Origin of the sequence: Kocuria sp. JC486, assembly GCF_011602805.1 — a bacterium.
GTDB lineage: Bacteria > Actinomycetota > Actinomycetes > Actinomycetales > Micrococcaceae > Kocuria > Kocuria soli.
Genome location: NZ_JAAOZS010000005.1, coordinates 21,450 through 40,559, shown reverse-complemented (window position 1 = coordinate 40,559; position 19,110 = coordinate 21,450). Strand labels below are relative to the sequence as shown.

19 protein-coding genes are annotated in these 19,110 nt (G+C 66.5%); 7 read left to right on the top strand and 12 right to left on the bottom strand.

All coding sequences use genetic code 11. The features are described from left to right. Positions 1-227 precede the first annotated feature (227 nt). Complete coding sequence (gene hchA / locus GWK18_RS04425) at positions 228-1,085, top strand: glyoxalase III HchA (protein WP_166833459.1); 858 nt, start codon at positions 228-230, stop codon at positions 1,083-1,085. Between the two features lie 36 nt (positions 1,086-1,121). Here the strand turns inward: hchA and GWK18_RS04420 are convergent, their stop codons facing one another. The 8 genes from GWK18_RS04420 to GWK18_RS04385 form a co-directional block, all read right to left on the bottom strand. Further along, positions 1,122-2,321, bottom strand: a complete 1,200-nt coding sequence (locus tag GWK18_RS04420; protein WP_166833457.1) for an FAD-dependent oxidoreductase — start codon at positions 2,319-2,321, stop codon at positions 1,122-1,124. 86 nt (positions 2,322-2,407) lie between these two features. Further along, complete coding sequence (locus tag GWK18_RS13070; RefSeq protein ID WP_245192847.1) at positions 2,408-3,271, bottom strand: hypothetical protein; 864 nt, start codon at positions 3,269-3,271, stop codon at positions 2,408-2,410. A gap of 218 nt (positions 3,272-3,489) precedes the next feature. Then, the gene (locus GWK18_RS04410) at positions 3,490-4,125 is read right to left on the bottom strand and encodes a DUF6318 family protein (RefSeq protein ID WP_166833455.1); all 636 of its coding nucleotides are present in this window, start codon (positions 4,123-4,125) and stop codon (positions 3,490-3,492) included. 190 nt (positions 4,126-4,315) lie between these two features. Further along, positions 4,316-5,746 (bottom strand): NAD(P)/FAD-dependent oxidoreductase, encoded by a 1,431-nt coding sequence (locus GWK18_RS04405; protein WP_166833453.1) that lies wholly within the window; start codon positions 5,744-5,746, stop codon positions 4,316-4,318. A gap of 117 nt (positions 5,747-5,863) precedes the next feature. Further along, entirely contained in the window at positions 5,864-6,499 is a 636-nt protein-coding gene (locus GWK18_RS04400; RefSeq protein WP_166833451.1) for a DUF3618 domain-containing protein, read from the bottom strand. Continuing rightward, positions 6,496-6,966: a phage holin family protein gene (locus tag GWK18_RS04395; protein WP_166833449.1), complete on the bottom strand. Its 471-nt coding sequence runs from the start codon at positions 6,964-6,966 to the stop codon at positions 6,496-6,498. Before GWK18_RS04395 ends, GWK18_RS04400 begins: the two co-directional genes overlap by 4 nt. Beyond that, positions 6,963-7,535 carry a hypothetical protein gene (locus tag GWK18_RS04390; protein ID WP_166833447.1) on the bottom strand — a complete coding sequence of 191 codons (573 nt, stop codon included), beginning with the start codon at positions 7,533-7,535 and terminating at the stop codon, positions 6,963-6,965. Before GWK18_RS04390 ends, GWK18_RS04395 begins: the two co-directional genes overlap by 4 nt. 99 nt (positions 7,536-7,634) lie before the next feature. Continuing rightward, positions 7,635-8,483 (bottom strand): hypothetical protein, encoded by an 849-nt coding sequence (locus GWK18_RS04385; RefSeq protein ID WP_166833445.1) that lies wholly within the window; start codon positions 8,481-8,483, stop codon positions 7,635-7,637. Between the two features lie 114 nt (positions 8,484-8,597). On the opposite strand from GWK18_RS04385, the gene GWK18_RS04380 reads away from it, so the two are divergent. After that, positions 8,598-9,059 (top strand): Lrp/AsnC family transcriptional regulator, encoded by a 462-nt coding sequence (locus GWK18_RS04380; protein WP_123824396.1) that lies wholly within the window; start codon positions 8,598-8,600, stop codon positions 9,057-9,059. 14 nt (positions 9,060-9,073) lie between these two features. Here GWK18_RS04380 and GWK18_RS04375 read toward each other — a convergent pair whose 3' ends face one another. After that, positions 9,074-11,260 carry a catalase gene (locus tag GWK18_RS04375; RefSeq protein ID WP_166833443.1) on the bottom strand — a complete coding sequence of 729 codons (2,187 nt, stop codon included), beginning with the start codon at positions 11,258-11,260 and terminating at the stop codon, positions 9,074-9,076. A 356-nt stretch (positions 11,261-11,616) separates the two neighbouring features. On the opposite strand from GWK18_RS04375, the gene GWK18_RS04370 reads away from it, so the two are divergent. The 3 genes from GWK18_RS04370 to GWK18_RS04360 all read left to right on the top strand — a co-directional run bounded on the left by GWK18_RS04370 (position 11,617) and on the right by GWK18_RS04360 (position 15,247). Continuing rightward, entirely contained in the window at positions 11,617-12,108 is a 492-nt protein-coding gene (locus tag GWK18_RS04370) for an FBP domain-containing protein (protein ID WP_166833441.1), read from the top strand. 82 nt (positions 12,109-12,190) lie between these two features. Beyond that, positions 12,191-13,657, top strand: a complete 1,467-nt coding sequence (locus GWK18_RS04365; protein WP_166833439.1) for a protein adenylyltransferase SelO family protein — start codon at positions 12,191-12,193, stop codon at positions 13,655-13,657. A 123-nt stretch (positions 13,658-13,780) separates the two neighbouring features. Continuing rightward, positions 13,781-15,247, top strand: a complete 1,467-nt coding sequence (locus GWK18_RS04360; RefSeq protein WP_166833437.1) for an MFS transporter — start codon at positions 13,781-13,783, stop codon at positions 15,245-15,247. A 27-nt stretch (positions 15,248-15,274) separates the two neighbouring features. On the opposite strand, the gene GWK18_RS04355 is transcribed toward GWK18_RS04360, so the two are convergent. Beyond that, positions 15,275-16,048, bottom strand: a complete 774-nt coding sequence (locus GWK18_RS04355; protein WP_166833435.1) for an SDR family NAD(P)-dependent oxidoreductase — start codon at positions 16,046-16,048, stop codon at positions 15,275-15,277. An 81-nt stretch (positions 16,049-16,129) separates the two neighbouring features. Between GWK18_RS04355 and GWK18_RS04350 the strand changes: the two genes are divergently transcribed. Then, positions 16,130-16,987, top strand: a complete 858-nt coding sequence (locus tag GWK18_RS04350; RefSeq protein WP_166833433.1) for an arylamine N-acetyltransferase — start codon at positions 16,130-16,132, stop codon at positions 16,985-16,987. A 22-nt stretch (positions 16,988-17,009) separates the two neighbouring features. Here GWK18_RS04350 and GWK18_RS04345 read toward each other — a convergent pair whose 3' ends face one another. Together GWK18_RS04345 and GWK18_RS04340 are read right to left on the bottom strand one after the other, a co-directional pair. Further along, the gene (locus tag GWK18_RS04345) at positions 17,010-17,432 is read right to left on the bottom strand and encodes an organic hydroperoxide resistance protein (protein WP_123824404.1); all 423 of its coding nucleotides are present in this window, start codon (positions 17,430-17,432) and stop codon (positions 17,010-17,012) included. Between the two features lie 47 nt (positions 17,433-17,479). Next, complete coding sequence (locus GWK18_RS04340; RefSeq protein WP_123824405.1) at positions 17,480-17,926, bottom strand: MarR family transcriptional regulator; 447 nt, start codon at positions 17,924-17,926, stop codon at positions 17,480-17,482. A 179-nt stretch (positions 17,927-18,105) separates the two neighbouring features. On the opposite strand from GWK18_RS04340, the gene deoD reads away from it, so the two are divergent. Next, complete coding sequence (gene deoD, locus GWK18_RS04335) at positions 18,106-18,825, top strand: purine-nucleoside phosphorylase (RefSeq protein ID WP_166833431.1); 720 nt, start codon at positions 18,106-18,108, stop codon at positions 18,823-18,825. Positions 18,826-19,110: the final 285 nt, after the last annotated feature.

Below are 19,110 nucleotides of genomic sequence, written 5' to 3'. Positions count from 1 at the left end.
GGCCCCCCCGGCGCCCCGGGGGGGGGGGGGGCCGTAAGGGGTCCGGGGGGGGGGAGGGGGACGGGGGGAGCGGGGTTCCCCCCTTCCCCGTTCTGTCATCCGTTGCTCGGGGCTGTTCGCGGGTACAGGAATTCGGCAGCGCACTGGGTTCCCGGACGTACCGTGGAGGAAAAGCTCGCTGTCGACCTGAACAGCGCAGCCGCAGCAAGCCGTCGAAAGGATCCGTGATGGACCAGAACCAGGACCGCACCCCCACCGCCGACCAGGCTGAGGACAACGCGTTCTTCCCCTCGCCGTATTCGCTGTCCCAGTACACCGCCAGTCGCACGGACTTCGACGGCCTGGGCACTGACCAGAAGTACGACGGCGGCCGCTGGAAGGTGCTGGTGGTGGCCACGGACGAGCGGTACATGCTCATGCAGAACGGCACGTTCTTCTCCACCGGCAACCACCCCGTGGAGACCCTGTTGCCCCTGCACCACATCGCGGAAGCGGGCTACGGCATCGATGTCGCCACGGTCAGCGGCGGACCCGGCAAGTTCGAGTGGTGGGCCTTCCCTCACGACGACGACGCCGTCAAAGCCGCCTGGCAGCTCACCCAAGAGAGCTTCAAGTCGCCCAAGAAGCTGGCCGACCTGCTGGACAGCGGGCTGGACGACTACGCTGCCATCTTCATCCCCGGCGGTCACGGGGCCATGAACGGCCTTCCCGCCAGCCCGGAACTGGGCAAGGCCTTGGAGTTCTTCCTGGCCAACGACCGCCTGGTCATCAGCCTGTGCCACGGCCCTGCGGGACTGTTGGCTGCGGGTCTTGGTGGTGACTCCAACCCGTTCGCCGGGTACAAGATCGTGGCGTTCCCGGACGCCCTGGACTTCGGGCCCAACGTGGAGATCGGATACCTGCCCGGCAAGATGCCGTGGGCCTTGGGCGAGGCGTTGCAGGAGGCCGGCATCGAGGTCACCAACTCGGACATGTCCGGGGCGACCACCCGTGACCGCAACCTACTGACGGGGGACAGCCCCTTGGCCGCCAACCAGCTGGGCAAGGAATCCGCCGCCGCGTTGTTGGAGGCATTCGGCGACTGACGCCCTGCCCGCCGCCCTCTGCCGTCCAGAATCGGGTCAGTCGATCGGCCAGGTGCGCCGGTGATCCGCGAGGTCCAGGATGGCCGCACGGTCGTCCACGGGCGGATAGATCCACTCGGTGTTGATCTGTGACTTGAGGGTCTTGGCCTCCTGCCCGGTCATCTGCACCTGACGGTCCCATCCCGTGGTGAACACGGCGTCTCCGGGGCCGAGGTCCAAGCACGTCACGTACTGATCCGGGGCGAACTCCACGGGCTCGAGCCCCAGGAGATCCGCTGCCACGTTGTACCCGGCGTGCTTGCCGAGCGGCACGGCGTGCTGGCAGGCCTGCATGGCAAGGTGGTCAGGGTCGGCCTGGGCCTCTGCACAGTCACCCGTGGCGTACACGTCCGGGACGCCCACCACCTTCAGGTTCCGGTCCACGGACAGGCGCCCCAGCCGGTCCTTCTCGGCGGGGATCTGCTCCGTGAGGGCGCTGGCCTTCATGCCCGCCGTCCAGATGACTGTGGCGGCAGGAATGGCCTCGCCGTCGGTCAGTACGACGCCGTCGGCCGTCACCGATTCCACGGAGGCCGCCTGACGCACCTCCACGCCGTGCCGCTCGAGTGCTGCGGCAATGGTGGGTCGCGGGCCCTCGCCCAAGGGTGCCGCCAGCTCTTCGGCACGGTCGACCAGAATCACGCGCACGGGCTGGCCACCCGCAACACGCTTCAAACGTGACGGGAGTTCCGTGGCCACTTCCAGACCCGTGAACCCTCCACCGACGACGACGGCCGTGAACTGGCCCGGGTGCCCCTGGAACGTGTCCAGGCGGTTGATGTGGGAGTGCAGACGAGCCGCGGAAGGCATGGTGTCGACGTCGAACAGGTGCTCTGCCCCGGGAATCTGGGGGCGGACCAGGGAGCTGCCGGCAGCCATGACCAGGCGGTCGTAGGGCAGTTCGATGTGGCGTCCCTCCCGATCCAACGCGGTCACGGTGTGGGCGTCGGTGTCGATGTCCGTCACTGTGGCCGCGATCCGATCGACGCCGATCGGCCCCAGGATGCGGTCCAGAGCCACTCGCATGGTCTCCGGGTTGTCTTCGTAGAGACGTGGGCGGATGACCATGTCGTCATTCGGCGCGACGAGCGTGACATGTACGGGTTCTCCGGTGCCCTCCGATTCAGCGAGGCGGACGGCCCCCGCCGCAGTCCACACTCCGGCGAACCCGCCCCCGATGACAACGACTCTGGACATCATGACCCCCAACTACGTCGATACTTGCTGACCTGGCGTGACACCGCCGGTGACACCCTACGCCGCAGACAATCCCGCGGGGCCGGTCAGCAGCCGGCTCCGGCAGGGTTCTCGTTGCAGTCATCGGCGTAGTTGCGGACCTTCGCCCGCCACACGCTCACATCCACCGGGGCGCTGTCCACCGTGGAGGTCCCGTCGACGGCGAGCCAGGGCCCGCCGGCCACGGAATACTCGCCTTCAAAAGTGGTGGACAAGCCGACCTGGACGTCCCCGGTCTCCGTGTAACGATGGCTGGTGTCCGTCTCGAGGTCCCATTCGTTCTCGTCCAGCGGGTACCCGGTCAACTGCGTGGGGCCCAGGGTGGTTCCGTCCCCGTAGTCCCAGGTGTATTCGATCGGGTAGACCCTCACCGTCACGGGGTATCCGGCCAGGGTGGTGGTGAACTCCTGAGCTTCGGCTTCCGCGTAGACATTGGTGTTGTAGTTGACCAGCGTGTGCGGGGCGGGTTCCACCACCGAGGTCGCAGCAGCGATGTCCAGGCGCTGCAGGTCTTCGACGGTGAACACCGGGATGGGCATGGACCCTGAGTCGGGGACCTCACCGGCGGGCAGGCACAACGGGCGGGACACCCGCTGGGTGTCGGACTTCCCGGGGCCCTCGGCGAACTCGACGTAGTAGTTCTGCCCGGTGCCGCCGTCGGCCATGGTGCAGGACTCCTCGTCCTGACAGGCCTCCTGGTCTTTCGCGTCCGCACAGGTGTCCACCACGGAGTACTGACCGGAACCGGCATCGGGCAACTTGCCGCGAACCCCGGAGTTCTCCCGTTCCTCATCCATCACGGTCGTCGTGTACTGCACCAGCGAGGACTCGTAGTCCAGAAGGCTCAACGGTTCCCCGCCGCCCGCCGACTCCGCAGAAGCCACTGCCTCCTCCGCGATTTCGATCTCCATCGACCCGCCGGAAGATCCCGAAGAGCCCGGAGACCCACCCCGGGAGTCCGACCCCCGCACCACCACGGACCCGCCGTCGGCTTGGGCGCTGGTGACTGGGTTGTTGGAGTAGCTATAGGGGGTGGAGTAGAAACCGTCCTTCTCGTCTGCCGACGCCTGTGGCAGGCCGTAGACAACGACAGCTATTAGGGTGGCTAGTCCGGCTGCGCCCGAGCGTTTCACGATGATCCCAGGGGAGCAGTGGTGACGTAGGTCCACTGGCCTTCCCGATAGTCCAGGTGAACCAGGATGCGATCTTCGCTCCCGTCCTCACCACGGGCTTCTTGGACCACTTGACCCTTGTCGTCCCAGATTGTGATGTCGTCAGCCTCGATGCTGATTTCAGGGGCGTAGAGGCCATACGAGTCAACGGGAAGGTCTTCGCTGAGAATGGTGAATTTCTCGTACCCTTCGGATGCCCAGCCACCTGCCTCGTAATGGGAGTCCAGATTGTCGTAATGCTCCGTGCACGAGTAGCACTCTTCCGCGGTGACCTCGCGGGCCAGCGAGGTGTCCCCGGTCTGTTGCGCATAGGCCCTTGCATCCGAGAGGTAGTCGAGGAACGCCTGGGCGCCTTCCACGGATTCCTCGTCGGCCAGGGCCGGTTTGGTGGGTGTGGGGACGTTCTTGGCGGGCCCCTCGGAGGAGGCCGGAACGTATTCGTCCTGGGCAGGGGCCGATGACGCCGCAGCGGCAGAGGTGGTTGTTTCCGAGGGGGCCGGGTCGCCTCGGTCGTCGTCGTTGTTGCACGCGGTCAGGACCCCCGAGAAAAGAAGGACGGCGGACACACTCAGCACAGCGAAACGACGGGACAAAGCAAGCCTCCTGGGCAGGACCAACACAACCCCTGTGCGTGTGAGTCAGGTCTCACCAGGGTCAATGTGCCTTGACCCTAAGCAACGGGCCGCCCGTCAGGGAACTCACAGCACCAAACTGTGGAAAAGCGCGACCAAATCACCGTCACGCACTGTCATCCCACCCGAAATCATGAACCACCACGCAAGGTCACCGCAGGTCGGCGGGGAGCCCTTCCAGCAGTTGCAGCCACAGTTCGGAAGCCGTGGGGAAACTCGGGATGGCGTGCCGCAGCACGTGAACGGGAACGGCACCCGTGACGGCCACGGTGGCAGCGTGCAGTTGTTCCGAGGCATCGGGGCCCACGAAAGTGGCGCCGATCAACGCTCCGGTCTGGCGATCCACCACGATCTTGGCCGAACCCTGCACGGTGTCCCGGAGCAACGCGGTCCCGGCCGCTGCGTTGTAAGGCACCTCGGAGACCACGACCTCCACCCCGTCCCCACGTGCCTGCCGTTCGGTGCGTCCCACAGAAGCCGCCTGCGGTTGCGTGAACACGGCCTGCGGAACCGGAACCACCTTCGGGGCAGGGCGATCACCGCGGCCACCCGCTTCGGCGGCCAACCGGGTTCCCAGAACCCGGGCGTGGTACTTGCCAACGTGCGTCAGGGGAGCGGCACCACTGGCGTCCCCGACGGTGTGCAGCCAACCGGGCAGTTCGCCGGACAGAACGTCCTCCGGGGCCAACCCCAAGGCATCCAGACCGACGGACTCCAGGGCGGGGCGTCGACCCGTGGCCACCAGGACCTCGTCGGCTTCCAGCGCGGAACCGTCGCTCAAGGACAGTGCCACCGAGCCGCCGTGGATCCGTCCCAACCCCGTGGAGGCCGAATCGGGGCGCGAAGTCGAGTGCACTTCAGCCCCGAAGCGCACATCCACACCGCTGTCCCCCAGGGACTGGGCCACGGTTTGTCCCGCGAAGTCCTCCCACCCGGACAGCAGGCGATCACCGCGGACCAGCATGGTCACCCGCGAGCCCAATGCGGTCATCCACGTGGCGGCCTCGCAGGCCACAACCCCGCCGCCCACGATCACCAGGCGCTCCGGAATCTCTTGAACCCCGGTGGCGTCGCGCGATGTCCACGGCTCTACACCGTGGAACACCGGTGGGATCACGGGCGAACTACCCGTGGCCAGAACCACGGCACGCCTGGCTTCCACCATCCGGGTCCCGGAATCGCTGTCCACGGCAACCAGGCGCTCGCCGACCAGGTGCCCGTGCCCCCGGAACACGGTGATCCCCGCGTTCTCCGCCCAGGTGATCTGTCCGGCGTCGTCGTACTGGGAGACCCACGCATCACGGCGGGAGAGGAGGTCGGCAACGTCCACGGAGGACCGTGTGGCCCCCGGCAGATCGCGCGTGGTTCCCACAACATCCGCCGGCCGGAGCAAGGCCTTGCTGGGGATGCACGCGTAGTAGGAACACTCGCCGCCCAGCAACTCGTGCTCCACCAGGGTTGCGGACAGTCCGCCTTCCACGGCGTACTGCGCCACGTTTTCCCCAACGGGACCTGCACCGATCACGACGACGTCGGTGGTGGCCCGTTGCTCAGGACTGTTCGGCTGCGAGGGGGTAGTCATGGCTCGACGCTACGCCTGCTGTCAACGCCGAACACCTGGCTCATGAACGACGAAGGTTGCCCCGTTGCTCACGAGCAACGGGGCAACCTTTACCGGTATGTGGGGCCTCTCCGGAGGTCAGTTGTTCTGTGCCTCGTTCTTGACCGACTTGGCGGAGTCCTGGGCCGAATCCCTCAGGTTCCCGGCCTCCCGCTGCCCGTGCGACTTGACGTCCTGCGCGCCGGACTGGGCGGTTTCCTTGACGGACTGAGCGGCCTCTTGTGCGGGCTGCTTCATGTCCTGCGCGATGTCCTGAGCCGCGCCCTTGACCGACTGTGCTGCCTGCTGAGCGTGGGGCTGTACGCGATCCGCGGCCTGGCCCACCAGCCTCTGCTCCTTCGAGCTGGAGGGCAGCAAGGAGCCGACGAGCAGGCCGGCCCCCAGGGCTATGAGACCCGCAGCAAGCGGGTTGCCCTGGGTCTTGGCCTTGGCTGCACCGGGTGCGTTGCCAATGGCCTGACGCGCCTGGTCGGCCTTCTCACCCGCGGAATCCCGCAGGTTGCCCAACGTGTCCTCCGTGGAGGAGCGGGCGTCGTCGGCGGAGCCCATGACGCGCTCACGGGCGTTCTGGAACTTGCCGCGCACCTTGCCCTTCTGGCGCGCCACCACGTTCTCGGGCGTGACCTTCTCGGTCACGGCGTCGACGTCGGCGCCCAATCGCAACCGCGTGGCTTCGATCTCGGCACGGATCTCTTCGGGGGTCTGCTGGCTCATGGGGTCTCCTTCGACGGGTTCACGGTGTCAGGGATTTCGGTGACGGTCTGACGTGTTTGCGCCATGGGGTCGCTGGTGGCCTGCTGCAACGTCTTCTGGCCGCGGTCCAGGTTCTTCTTGCCGAGCATGGCCAGAATCCCGGCGATCACGCCCCAGAGGGCGGCGACGATCAGCGCCGCAAACGCCAGGTTCATGACGTTGCCCAGCGCCCACATGATCGCGAGGGACAGGAACAGCAGGACAAAGTGGCCGGCAACTCCGGCCCCGCCCAGCATCCCCGCACCCTTGCCCATGACCTTCGCGGAGTCCTTGGTCTTGTTGGCCGTTTGCGTGACCTCGGCCTTGGCCAGGGCGATCTCCTGGTGGATCAAGGTGGTGAGGTTGGTGCTCAGAGACTTGAACATGTCTCCCAGGGATTCACGCTCCGCGCGGACCTGGGTCTCCGACGGGGGAAGTGGGTGGCTCATCGGGTCCTGCCCTCCTGTTCCGTGGTGTCGGACTCCGTGGTGCCGAAGAATTCCTTGGCACCTTGGGCGTCGGTGGGGACCTCGTCGCTGTCCTTGGCACCACGGGTGGCGCGTCCTGCCAGGAGGCCGATGCCGGCGGCCAGGGCCAGGAAGGTGCCGGGGCGACGGGAGGCGAAACGGCGGACATCACCCAGAAGTTCCTGAGGGTCCTTGTTCTCCAGGGCCGACGCGAACGAGTCCGCATACCCGGAAAGGCCACCGAGAGCGCCGCCCACGTAATTCGACTGGGGTTGCTCACCACGGGAGATGGCACCGATCTCGTCACTGACGGACCGGGCGGTGGAGGCTGCCCGCTCCTGCTGGGGGCCCACGTAGCCCTGCACATCGTCCTTCAGCTGACCGAAGAGATCCTGGGCCTGGTTGACGGCCTCGTCCTTGACGTTGCCGGCCTTGTCCTTGGCTGTTTCGGCAACGCGCTCACTGGATCCTGCGGCTTGATTCTTGAGTTGGTTGGCCTCGTTCTTGCTCTTCTGGGCCACAACATCCTTGGTGTCCGACTCGTCGTTCACGCGAGTTGCTCCGGTATCTCGGGGCGTGTGACGAGCATTTGGATGGTTGCTCACGGTGGGTCCTTTCTGAGACGCAAGTGACGATAGTAAGCATACATATCATCTCTGGGTCAGGACCGGTCCAGGGCGAGAGCGTTCAGGCTCGGATGTGCCGCTGGTGGTCAGGGGCCTGCGGAATCGGACCACTTCTCTGAGCAGCACGGGTCCGCGGGAGACTGCCACGGTTGTGATCGGGATGGCCACCAGGCTCACGGCCAGTGCCCACCACATGCCGACGTGCGGAGCCAGAAGCACGAAACTCACCAGGTACACCACTGTGGCGGGAATGGAGGTCAGGGTTCCGCGGGTCAGTTCCACGGCATTGCCCACCCCTTCCGCGTGGTGGACGGCTGGGCACATGACCATGAGGATCGTGGGCAGGGAGGCCACGGCGCCTGCGAGTGCAGTGCCCAGGTAGGGCTGCAAGGAGGACACCGTCACCACGGTCACGCAGGCCATTCCCATGCGCAGCGGGAGGTCCCACCGCCGATTCCGGGCCGGGGTCAGTTCCCCCGTGACCGCCGGCCAGGTCAACAGTCCGGCCAGGATGACCACCAGGGCCAACCCCGCCACGACCATGGGCGCCCCAAGCGCCACGGTGGCCAGCCCCAGGACGGCGGCGACCGCCAGTGCGGCAACCATTGAACTCAAGGCTCCCAGGCGGGGCCCGGTGCGGGGGTAGGCAATGCAGAAGAGCGCGCACGTCAACTGGCCGGTGATTGCGCCGGTGGCGGTGACCACCGCGGACTCCAGGCCCAGCATGAGGTACATCGTCAGCATGAACGGCAGAGCCGTGGTGGGCAGCCCGATGAAGAAGCCACCCGCGCGCGGGCCCAGGCGGCGAGCGATCAGGGTTGCGATCAGGATGATGAGCGGCGCGAGTGCCACCTTGACGAAGAGGAGGTCCATGGCCCGAACGGTACGCAACAAAGGCCCGATTTATACGCCGGATCATCGAGTGCAATAGAGCTGTTGGTGAGAGAATCTCACCAAATTTCGAGTTTCGGGGAGGATTTCTCAATCATGGCATTGGACGGCATCGATCGAGCCATCATCGGAGAACTCTCGCGGGACGGACGCGCGTCCTACCAGCAGCTGTCCCAAGCGGTCGGCCTGGCGCCGAACACCGTGGCCGACCGCATGAGACGGCTGCGTGAAAGCGGGGTCATCACGGGCAGCACCGTGGTGATCGACGAACGTGCCCTGGGTATGGAGCTCGGCGTCCTCAGCGACATCAAACTTCACGACGGCGTCTCCCGGGTCGAGTTCGCCGAATCCCTCACCAAGGTGCCCCAGGTCATCGGCGCCCTGCGCTTGACAGGGGAGTACGACTACCAACTCCACATCGTCTGCTCCGGGGCGTCCGAGCTGGAGTCGGTGATCGAGGTCCTCAAGTCCGAGTACGACGTCGCCTCTGTGAACTCGCGCCTGATCCTCCGCGAGGTCCCGGTGGACAAGGCCAAGCTGCTGGAGGTCGTGCCCTGACCCCTCCGGGGCGGTCAGCGCGCCCAGACCCGGTGCCGCGCCAGGGCGGACCGCAAGGCCGGCAGCGCCTCCCCGGTACTGGCGATACGCGAGGTGCCCTCGTACTCCCGGTCCAGCCCGACGGCGACGGCAGCCTCCATCGCTGAGTCGAGCACCGCGACCGCCTTGCCCTGCCGCTGGAGTTCTCCGAACATGACGCCCACGGCGGGCTCGGGTTCGGCGGGCAGGTCCACGACCACCGCGGCGTCGAACTCGATGGAGCGAGCCGTGAAGTACGTGCGGGCCACCGCCACGGCCGAATCTCCATCACCCAAGGGCTGACCGGTCGGCGCAACCACCAGGGGGACCATCCCGGCGCGGAAAATCTCTTCTGCAAGGTCGGCCACTACCTGTGCGTCGGACTCCTCGCAGGTCAACAGTGCCACCTGACGTCCGTCCACCGGCCATTCCTGCCCCACCTGTGACAGGGCGGGGCTTGTGGGCGTGCTCGTCAGGTCCACGGGCTCAGGTGCGGGAAGGCCGAGCTTGACCGCCACGGACTCCGCCAGGGACTGGTCCACGTGAGTGAGCACGCGCACGGCACGCTCGCGGATCACCGGTTCGTAGCACTTGGCCAGTTCGAACGCGTATGCCGAGGCCGTGTGCTCCTGCTCCACCGGTGCCAGGCTGCGGTAGAACAGCCGCGCCTGGGAGAAGTGGTCCTCGAAGCTCGCGGGCTTCTCCCGCGTGGCCTCGCCCTTGATCGCGACGGGGACGTCGATCAAAGCGCCCTGGTCCGCACCGGCAAAGAACGGGCAGCCACCGTCCAAGGAATTCGGCTTGTACGGTGCCACGCCCGCATGCACAGCACTCTGGTGCATGCCGTCGCGCTGCATGTCATTGACCTGGGCGTGGGGCCGATTGACGGGGAGCTGGGCGAAGTTCGGGCCACCCAGGCGACTGATCTGGGTGTCCAGGTAGGAGAACAGGCGGCCCTGCAGCAGCGGGTCGGCGGTGACGTCGATGCCCGGGACCAGATGACCGGGGTGGAAGGCCACCTGCTCGGTCTCCGCGAAGTAGTTGGTCGGGTTCTTGGTCAACGTCATGGTCCCGATGATCTTCACGGGGGCCAGCTCTTCCGGAACGATCTTGGTGGGGTCCAGCAGATCGATGCCTTCGAACATCTGGTCCTCGGTGTCCGGGAACACCTGAACTCCCAAGTCCCATTCGGGGAGGGCACCGGACTCGATGGCGTCCGCCAGGTCGCGGCGGTGGAAGTCCGGATCCATGCCTCCTGCGATCTGGGCCTCCTCCCACACCATCGAGTGCACACCCAGCCGGGGCTTCCAATGGAACTTGACCAGGCTGGTGGTGCCGTCGTCGTTGCTCATGCGGAAGGTGTGGATGCCGAAGCCCTCCATCATGCGGTAGGAGCGCGGGATTCCGCGGTCGGACATGTTCCACAGCGTGTGTGCGGTGGCTTCCGTGTGGAGCGTGACGAAGTCCCAGAAGGTGTCGTGGGCGCTTTGGGCCTGCGGGATCTCCCGGGTGGGGTGGGGTTTGGCGGCGTGGACGACGTCGGGGAACTTGATGGCGTCCTGGATGAAGAACACGGGGATGTTGTTGCCCACCAGATCCCAGGTGCCCTGATCCGTGTAGAACTTGACGGCGAAACCGCGGGTGTCGCGGACGGTGTCGGCGGAACCGCGGGAGCCCAGGACCGTGGAGAAGCGCACGAAGACCTCTGTCTCCTTGCCCTGGTCGAACACGCTCGCCCGGCAGATGGACTTGGCGGCCCCGTTGGCGCGGAACACCCCGTGGGCCGCGGCACCGCGGGCGTGGACCACACGCTCGGGGATGCGTTCGTGGTCGAAGTGGGTGATCTTCTCCCGGAGGTGATGGTCCTGAAGGAGTACCGGGCCGCGCTCACCGGCGCGCAAGGAGTGATCCGTGGTGGGGAGCCGTCCGCCCTGGGCGGTGGTGAGGTAGGTCGACTGCTGGGCGCGCAGCGTGGGCTCCGCCCCGGTGGAGTTTCCCGTGGCCGTCACGGTGGCGGGTGCGGCCTGATCGGAGGCGGGCGGCAGGGGTGCCTGTGGCTGAGTCGGTTCCTCGGGGGCCGGCGCCTTCGGGGCGGGGGCACCCGGGAGGGCGTGGCCGGAAGGGGTGGCTTGGCGCGGTGTGCCGTGGGTCTCTGTGGATTCGGCGCCGTTGTTCTCAGCCATGATCGCTCCTTGGGGTGGTCTCTCGCCGGTGCCTGGGGACAGGCACAAGAAGAAGGCGTGGATCGATGAATTAATCAGCCTGCTGCGTATAGACGATACGCCCTCATGTGGCGTGGCGCACCTGATCGGACGTGAAGGAGCCCCGCCGGTTCAATAACGGTCCGGGTGTAGCCTCGAAGCCGTACGCATCCGTACCGCAATGTGAGCCAAAGGCGTCAGGAGGTTGTCGGCTTGTTCAGTGCCGACAGAAGACAGAGCTGATGCAGCCAATCGGATCTCGACCACGTTGATCTCGATTGGCCATCTCGTTCTGCCCATCCGTCCCGGACGGACCCCTGACCATTTGAGGAATCGCCATGCTCACGTACACCGAAACCCAGATCCGCAAGAGCTTCATCAACTGTTCCAAGGGCGAGGCCCAGCGGATCAATCTCCCCAAGGACGTCCTGGACGGGTGGGAATCAAGGATCTTCCTGGCCTGGATCGACCCCAAGGCTCCGCAGAACGGCTACATGGTGGCGGAGACCGAAGATGGCCTGCGCGGCATCGTGCTGCAGAAGAAGGCCGGCAAGGGCAGCGGCAATGCCCAGATGTGCCAGCTCTGCATGACCCTTCATCCCGGAAGCGGGATCTCGCTGGTCTCCATCCAACGGCCGCGCACCAAGCGCGACCACTACAACTCCCTGGGCACCTACGTGTGCGCGGACCTGGCCTGCAGCGACTACACCCAAGGGCGGAAGAAGCCCGACGGCATCCGGCAGATGGACGAAACCCTGACACCGGAGCAACGTGCGGCCCGTACGCTCGACAACGTCCAGGGACTGATCGGAAGGGTGCAGCAGAACTGATGATGCGGACGGACAAAGTGGGACTGATGACCCCGATCCTGACGCTCGTGGTCACGCACCGCGCCCCGTCCGGGAGGCAGGCATGACGGAACGTCCGAACCTTGAGCACACGTACGCGAAAGACATCCCACAGATGTCCGTGCGTTGGTCCGCCGAACGGTCGCCGTCGCCGTCGTTGGTGGTGCTCAACGACCGCTTGAGCCGAGACCTCGGTCTGGACCCCGACTTCCTGCGCTCGCCCGACGGACTCGCGCTGCTGACCGGATGGGCCGACGACGACGAACCGGCCACCTATGCCCAGGCCTATGCCGGGCACCAGTTCGGGCAGTTCGTCCCGCAACTCGGCGACGGGCGCGCCCTCCTGGTCGGCGAGGTGCTGGATCGGCAAGGTACCCGGCACGACCTCCACCTCAAGGGGAGTGGCCACACGCCCTTCTCCCGCGGTGGCGACGGCAAGGCCCCGCTGGGCCCCATGCTGCGCGAATACCTGGTGGGCGAGGCCATGCACGCCCTCGGCATCCCGACCACTCGCGGCCTGGCGGTGGTGGCAACCGGTGAACGTATCCAGCGCCAGCAGCCCGACGCGGAGCCCGCGGCCATCCTCACGCGCGTGGCGTCAAGCCATCTACGGGTGGGCACGTTCCAGTTCGCCGCCGTGCACCGGGCCACCGAGGTCAAGCGTGCGGTGGCCGACCACGCCATCCGACGCCACTGGCCAGAGGCGGCGGAGGCCGAGAATCCGTCCCTGGAACTGCTGCGAAGCGTGATGCGCTCGCAGGCCGAACTGGTTGCGCGGTGGATGCTCGTCGGTTTCGTCCACGGGGTCATGAACACGGACAACATGACCATCTCCGGGGAGACCATCGACTACGGCCCCTGCGCCTTCGTGGACACCTTCACCCGCGATGCGTTGTTCAGCTCGATCGACCGCGGTGGGCGCTACGCCTTCCGCAATCAGCCCGCGGCGGCTCTGTGGAACCTCTCCCGTTTCGCCGAAGCCCTGATCGATCTGATCGACGACGACGCCGATACCGCGGTCGACGCCGCGACCACGGTGCTCGAGGAGTTCGAGCCCACCTACGACGCCGCCCTGGCCCGCGGCATGGCGGCCAAGCTCGGCGTGGACCTGGCAGGGGCTCCCGATGATGCCGTGCGGGAGTACCGGGCTTTCGTGGAGATGACCTTCGATCTTCTGGAAACGCGAGGGCTCGACTTCACGCTGTTCTTTCGTGCCGTGACCGAGGACCGGCTCGAGGACGTGGTCCAGGGCGATGACGCCGCCGCCTGGGTCGCCGAAAGGGAACGTCTGGCACGGGCTTGGGCCCCCGACGGTGCCGCGGACCCGCAGCTCATGGCGCGGACCAACCCGGTCTACATCCCGCGCAATCACCACCTGGAGCGTGCACTGCGCGCGGCCGAGGTCGGTGACCTGGGGGAGTTCACCCGACTGCTCGGCGCTGTGCGGGCACCGTTCGAACCGGATGAGCGTTTCGCCGGGCTGGAGGGGCCCGGTTCGTCGTCGTCGTTCGTGACCTTCTGTGGAACGTGAGGCGAACGACCACGCCGTAGGGCACGGGCAAGTGGACAGCCGTTGCCCCGATTGAGACAGTCGGAGGGAACGCTGAACACCCAGAGCGAACACCCAAGCGAACACCTACAAGGGGAGAGCAGTATGTCTGAGTCCACCGAGGCGGCCCCCTCAGCCGCCGCTGGTTTCGCCCGGCAGCCGACCGATCGAGCGGCGAAGCCCAAGCGTGCCGTACCCGTCCTGCTGTTCCTCTTCGTGTTCTGCCTGGTCATGGACAACGGGTTCAAGAGCCTGAACCTGCCGATCTCCGAAGACCTGGGGTTGTCCGTGGACGCCGTGAGCCTCCAGGCCACCCTGGCCGGTGTGATCATCGGCATCGGTGCGGTGGTCTATTCGTCCCTGGCCGACTTCATCAGCATCCGCAAGCTCCTGTTGGCAGCGTTGAGCATGGTGGGCATCGGATCGGTCATCGGCTACCTGGGCCAGGAATCCTTCGCCTGGGTGCTGACCGGCCGCATCATTCAGACCGCAGGTTTCGCCGCGGCGGAGACGCTGTACGTGGTCTACGTGACCAAGTACCTGCCCAAGAAGGACCAGAAGACCTACCTCGGGTTCTCCACCGCGGCCTTCCAGCTGTCGCTGCTGATCGGTGTGGTCGGCGGCGGGTTCATCGCGACCTACGTCGGCTGGACCGCCCTGTTCCTGGTCTCCCTGATCGCCGTACTGGCCATCCCCGGGGTGCTCGCCTTCGTGCCCAAGAGCGCCTCCACCCGTTCGAGCTTCGACATCCTGGGTCCGTTCCTGATCGCCGTGATCGCGGGCGGGCTGATCATGTTCATGCAGGCGTTCAACTGGATCTGGCTCCTGCCCGTGGCAGTGGGCATCGCCGTGTTCGTGTGGCACATCAGCACACACGCGAACGCGATCGTGACCAGCGAATTCTTCAAATACAAGCCCTACGTCTTCGTGCTGCTCGTGGTCTTCGTGGTCTACTCCGTGAACCTGGGCTTCGTGTTCGTCCTGCCGTTCCTGGGCTCGGACCTGTTCGGCATGGACGTCGCCCAGACATCGCTGCTGTTCGTCCCGGGGTACATCCTGGCCGTCGTCGTCGGGACCCTGTCCGGGGCCATCGCCAAGGTGCTGAACTCGCGCCAGGCCGTGACCATCGCCCTGGCCATGATCGCCGCAGGATTCCTGGTCCCGGCGGTGTTCACGGATCAATGGATCGGGTTCTACGTGATTGGCATCGGGCTGTTCGGTGCCGGGTACGCGCTCATGTACGCCCCGCTGCTGTCCACGGCGGTCGGGGAGATCGCCCCGGAGAAATCGGGTGTGGCCATCGGCTTCTACAACCTGACCATCAACATCGCCATCCCGATCGGCATCGCCTACACGGCCGCCATCACGAACTCGAGGGTATCGTTCATGGGCTTCGCGTCCCTCGCCTCGAGTGAGCGGGCGGCCAGCTACGCCACGATCTTCTTCATCCTCGCGGCCGTTTCCCTCCTGGCCCTGGCGCTCTACTGGTTCCTCAGCGGGAACCTCAGGCGTTCAGGCCACGAGATCTACCACGTGCACACGGAGGACGACGACGCCGTCGCGGCCCACTGACCGCCGCACGGCAAGCGGACGCCGGGGTCAGGACGTCGGCTTGCTGTCCTTGGCGAATCGGGCGGCCTTGATGCGTTCCGGGAGGAACTTGTTGACCACCGCTGCGCGCCGGGTCTTGGCGTCCCCGCCGATCACGTGGTCCTTCCCCGCGAACAGGGCTTCCACGCCGCGTTGGGCCACCAGCGTCGGATCGTTCTTCCAGTCGTTGGAGCCGAACATGGTGTTGCCCATATCCGCGGTCTGGTGGAAGTCGGTGGCCGTGGCCCCGGGCAGCAGCGCGGTGACCGTGACGCCGTACTCCTTCATCTCCTCCCGCAGGCCTTCGGCGAAGCTGAACATGAAGGCCCTGGTGGGGCCGTAGATCGACTCGTACGGGGTCGGCGTGAGAGCGGACATCGACGTCGTGATCAGAATCCGTCCGTCGCGTTGGTCGGCCATGGTGCGGACCACCTTCTTGGCCAGCAGGACCTGGGAGGTGATGTTGAGGGCGATCATCTCCTTCTCCGTCTCCAGGTCCGTGTCCAGGAACGCGCCACCCAGGCTGCGCCCGGCGTTGAGCACGGCCACGTCCAGGGGACGGTTCAGCGCCTCGACCTGGGACCAGACCTGCTCGATGCCTTCCTCGGTGCGCAGGTCCGCCTGGATCGGCGTCACGTTCACGCCCGGCAGTTTGGCCTGGAGGTCGTGGATGCGGTCCCCGGAACCGACCCCGGCGATGTCGTAGCCACGGTCGGCCAGCTGCTTGGCGATTTCCAGGCCGATACCGGCCGATGCCCCGGTGATGAGCGCGAGCTTGTCCATGGATTCATCGTGCGCGCTTCAGGAAGTGCGATTCAACCGGGTGTTACGGAAGGGAACAGGGCCCACCGATAGGCTCGCGCCATGAGCACCGCAGCATTGTCCGGAGCGTCCTGGCAGACGGAGGACTTCGACGTGCCCGCGTACCTGGAAGCCATCGGGCTGGCGGGCACCCCGGTGCCGTCGTCGGTGGCTCCGGACCTGGACCTGCTGACGGAACTCCACGACGCCCACGTGCGCACTCTGCCGTTCGGCAACGTGGATGTCCTCCTGGGGCGGCACCCGGGGGTCGAGCCGCGCAACGTCCAGCAGCAGTTGGTCGTCAAGGGCCGCGGTGGGTACTGCTTCGAGCACTCCCAGCTCTTCGCCGCAGCACTCGAACACCACGGCTACACCTTCCGCCGGGCCCTGGGGCGGGTGCGAGGGCTGGATTCGCCGCGGACGCACATGAGCGTCGTCGTCACGCTCGACGGTGTCGACTGGCTGTGCGACCCGGGCTTCGGGTTCAGCATCACCCGTCCGATCGAGCTGCGCGACGGCGCAACCCAGGGGGAGGGCGACCGCCAGTTCCGGATCGAACGGTGGGGCGACCACGGGGATTCGGTCTGGGCGCTGACCAGGAACGGGGCCCTTGAGCACGTCCACGACGACCTCCCCGTGCACCCCGTGGACGTGACCATGGGACACCACATGACCTCCAAGTGGCCGGAGTCCAAGTTCCGTTCGAACCTCATGGTCATGCGGCACCTGGATCACGGGCACGTGACGCTCACACAGAGCACCCGCACGGAGCGGCACCCGGGACAGCCGACCGTGTCCCAGGAGATCTCCGTGGCGGAGGTCGTGGACGGTGTGCGGGAACTCGGGATTCGGCTGGGGGACGACGACGCGGCGGCCCTCGCCCGGAAGGTGTCCGAGCTGAGGGCCGCTGCGTCCGACTGATCCCTGTGCTGCTCGCCGGGTCTCAGTCGTCGGTGACCACGAGTTCCACGGGGATGTTGCCGCGGGTGGCGTTGGAGTAGGGGCACACCTGGTGCGCCTTCTCGGCCAGTTCGACGGCCTTCTGGTGCTCCACCTCGGGGATCACGATTTCCAGGGTGACCTCCAGGTCGAAGCCGCCGGCGTCGTTGGGGCCGATGCCCACGCGGGCGCCGACGCTGGAATCACCCAGGTCGACCTTCTCCTTGCGGGCCACCAGCTGCAGTGCCGAGTGGAAGCACGCGGCGTAGCCGGCGGCGAACAGTTCCTCGGGATTGGCGCCCTCGCCGGAGCCGCCCATCTCCTTGGGGACGGCCAGATCAAGGTCCACCCGACCGTCGGTGGTGCGGGTGTGGCCGTCACGGCCTGCTCCGGTGGCGATTGCTTCAGCGGTGTACACGCTTGCCATGGTGTCCTCCTGGGTGGTTGGTGCTGGATTCTTTCGGTCACGCTTTGTCAGCGTGAAGTCTGTGTGGTCGATTCGGCCGCCGCCGTGAACCGGTGGGCGAGGGAGAGCAGCGCCTCCGCTTCGCTGTCCGTGATGTCGATGCCCTGGAAGATGTCGCGCTGGATCGCGGCCGCCCGGCTCTCCAACGCGCGGCCCTCGGGGGTCAGGTGGATGCTCACCCGGCGTTCGTCGGCGGCCTCCCGCCGTCGTTCGATCAGGCCCATGCCCGCCAGGCGTTTCAGCAACGGGGACAGGGTTCCGCTGTCCAGGTGAAGGCGCGCGCCGAGTTCGGAAACGGTCGTGCCGTCCTGTTCCCACAGGGCCACCAGGGTGATGAACTGCGGGTAGGTCAATCCGATCTCCGGCAGACCTGCCCGGTAGGCGTTGGTCATGGTCCGGGACGCCGCGTGAAGCGCGAAACACAGCTGGTCGTCCAGCCCGGCGATCTTGGTCATGATCCAACCGTAGACCGCAATTGAGTTGTGCGCAATGTACTTTGGCTGCAGAGATCATGCTTTCCAGCGTGGTTCACGCCTACGAAAGCCGGAAACCATGATCTCGATGCAGCATGAATGAGGCAGCGTGGCATCCTGGCGGTTCCATCACGCTTCGGTCGTTCACCTCGAGGAGACCCATGCTCGACACCCACGGCAAGTGCACGCCGCACATCCAACCCGACGGCGCCCCCATCGCCGAGACCATCCTGCTCCCCGGTGACCCGCTGCGCGCCAAGTTCATCGCGGAGACGTACCTGGAGGGGGCCGAGTGCTTCAACCAGGTGCGCGGGATGCTCGGCTTCACCGGCACCTACCGGGGCAAGGAGGTCTCCGTCATGGGGACCGGCATGGGCATGCCGTCCATGGGGATCTACAGCTGGGAACTCATCAATGTCTTCGGGGTGCAGAACCTGATCCGCGTGGGTTCCTGCGGGGCCCTGCAGGACCAGCTGAACCTGTACGACGTCGTCATGGCCCAGGGGGCCTCCACGGACTCGAACTACGCGAACCAGTACCAACTGCCGGGCACCATTGCCCCGTTGGCCTCGTATCAACTGCTGGAGCGGGCCAAGCGCGCCGCGGACGAACTCGGTGCCACCACGCACGTGGGTGGGGTGGTCTCGAGCGATGTCTTCTACAACGCCAATGACCAGGTCAACCAGCGCTGGGCGTCCATGGGCATGCTGGCGGTGGAGATGGAGGCTGCGGCGCTCTACTTGAACGCGGCAGCGGTGGGGGTGAATGCACTGGCGCTGTTCACCGTGAGCGACCACATCATGCGCCAGGAGGAGACCACGCCGGAGGAGCGGCAGACGGCCTTCACCCAGATGATGGAAATCGCCCTGACCCTGGCCTGACACCCGCGTGCGTCGTGCCGCGACCCCTCGTGTGCGCGACGCTCGTCGAGACCTCCGAAACGGCCGTTCGCAGCGCGAAACCTGGGCCTTTTCGGAGGTCTCGACGCGGGCGGGCTGCGCGGTCCGCGGCGGCTTTCGGCGCGGGGCCGCCGGGTAGGATCGACGACGGGCGCGGGACCTCGCGTCCGTGGCGGTCGCAGGAGCGATCGCGTGCGTGATCCCACCGTGTGATCGCGCGGCATGACTGACAACCAAGCGGCCGACACAAGGACGTGCGGCCGAGGA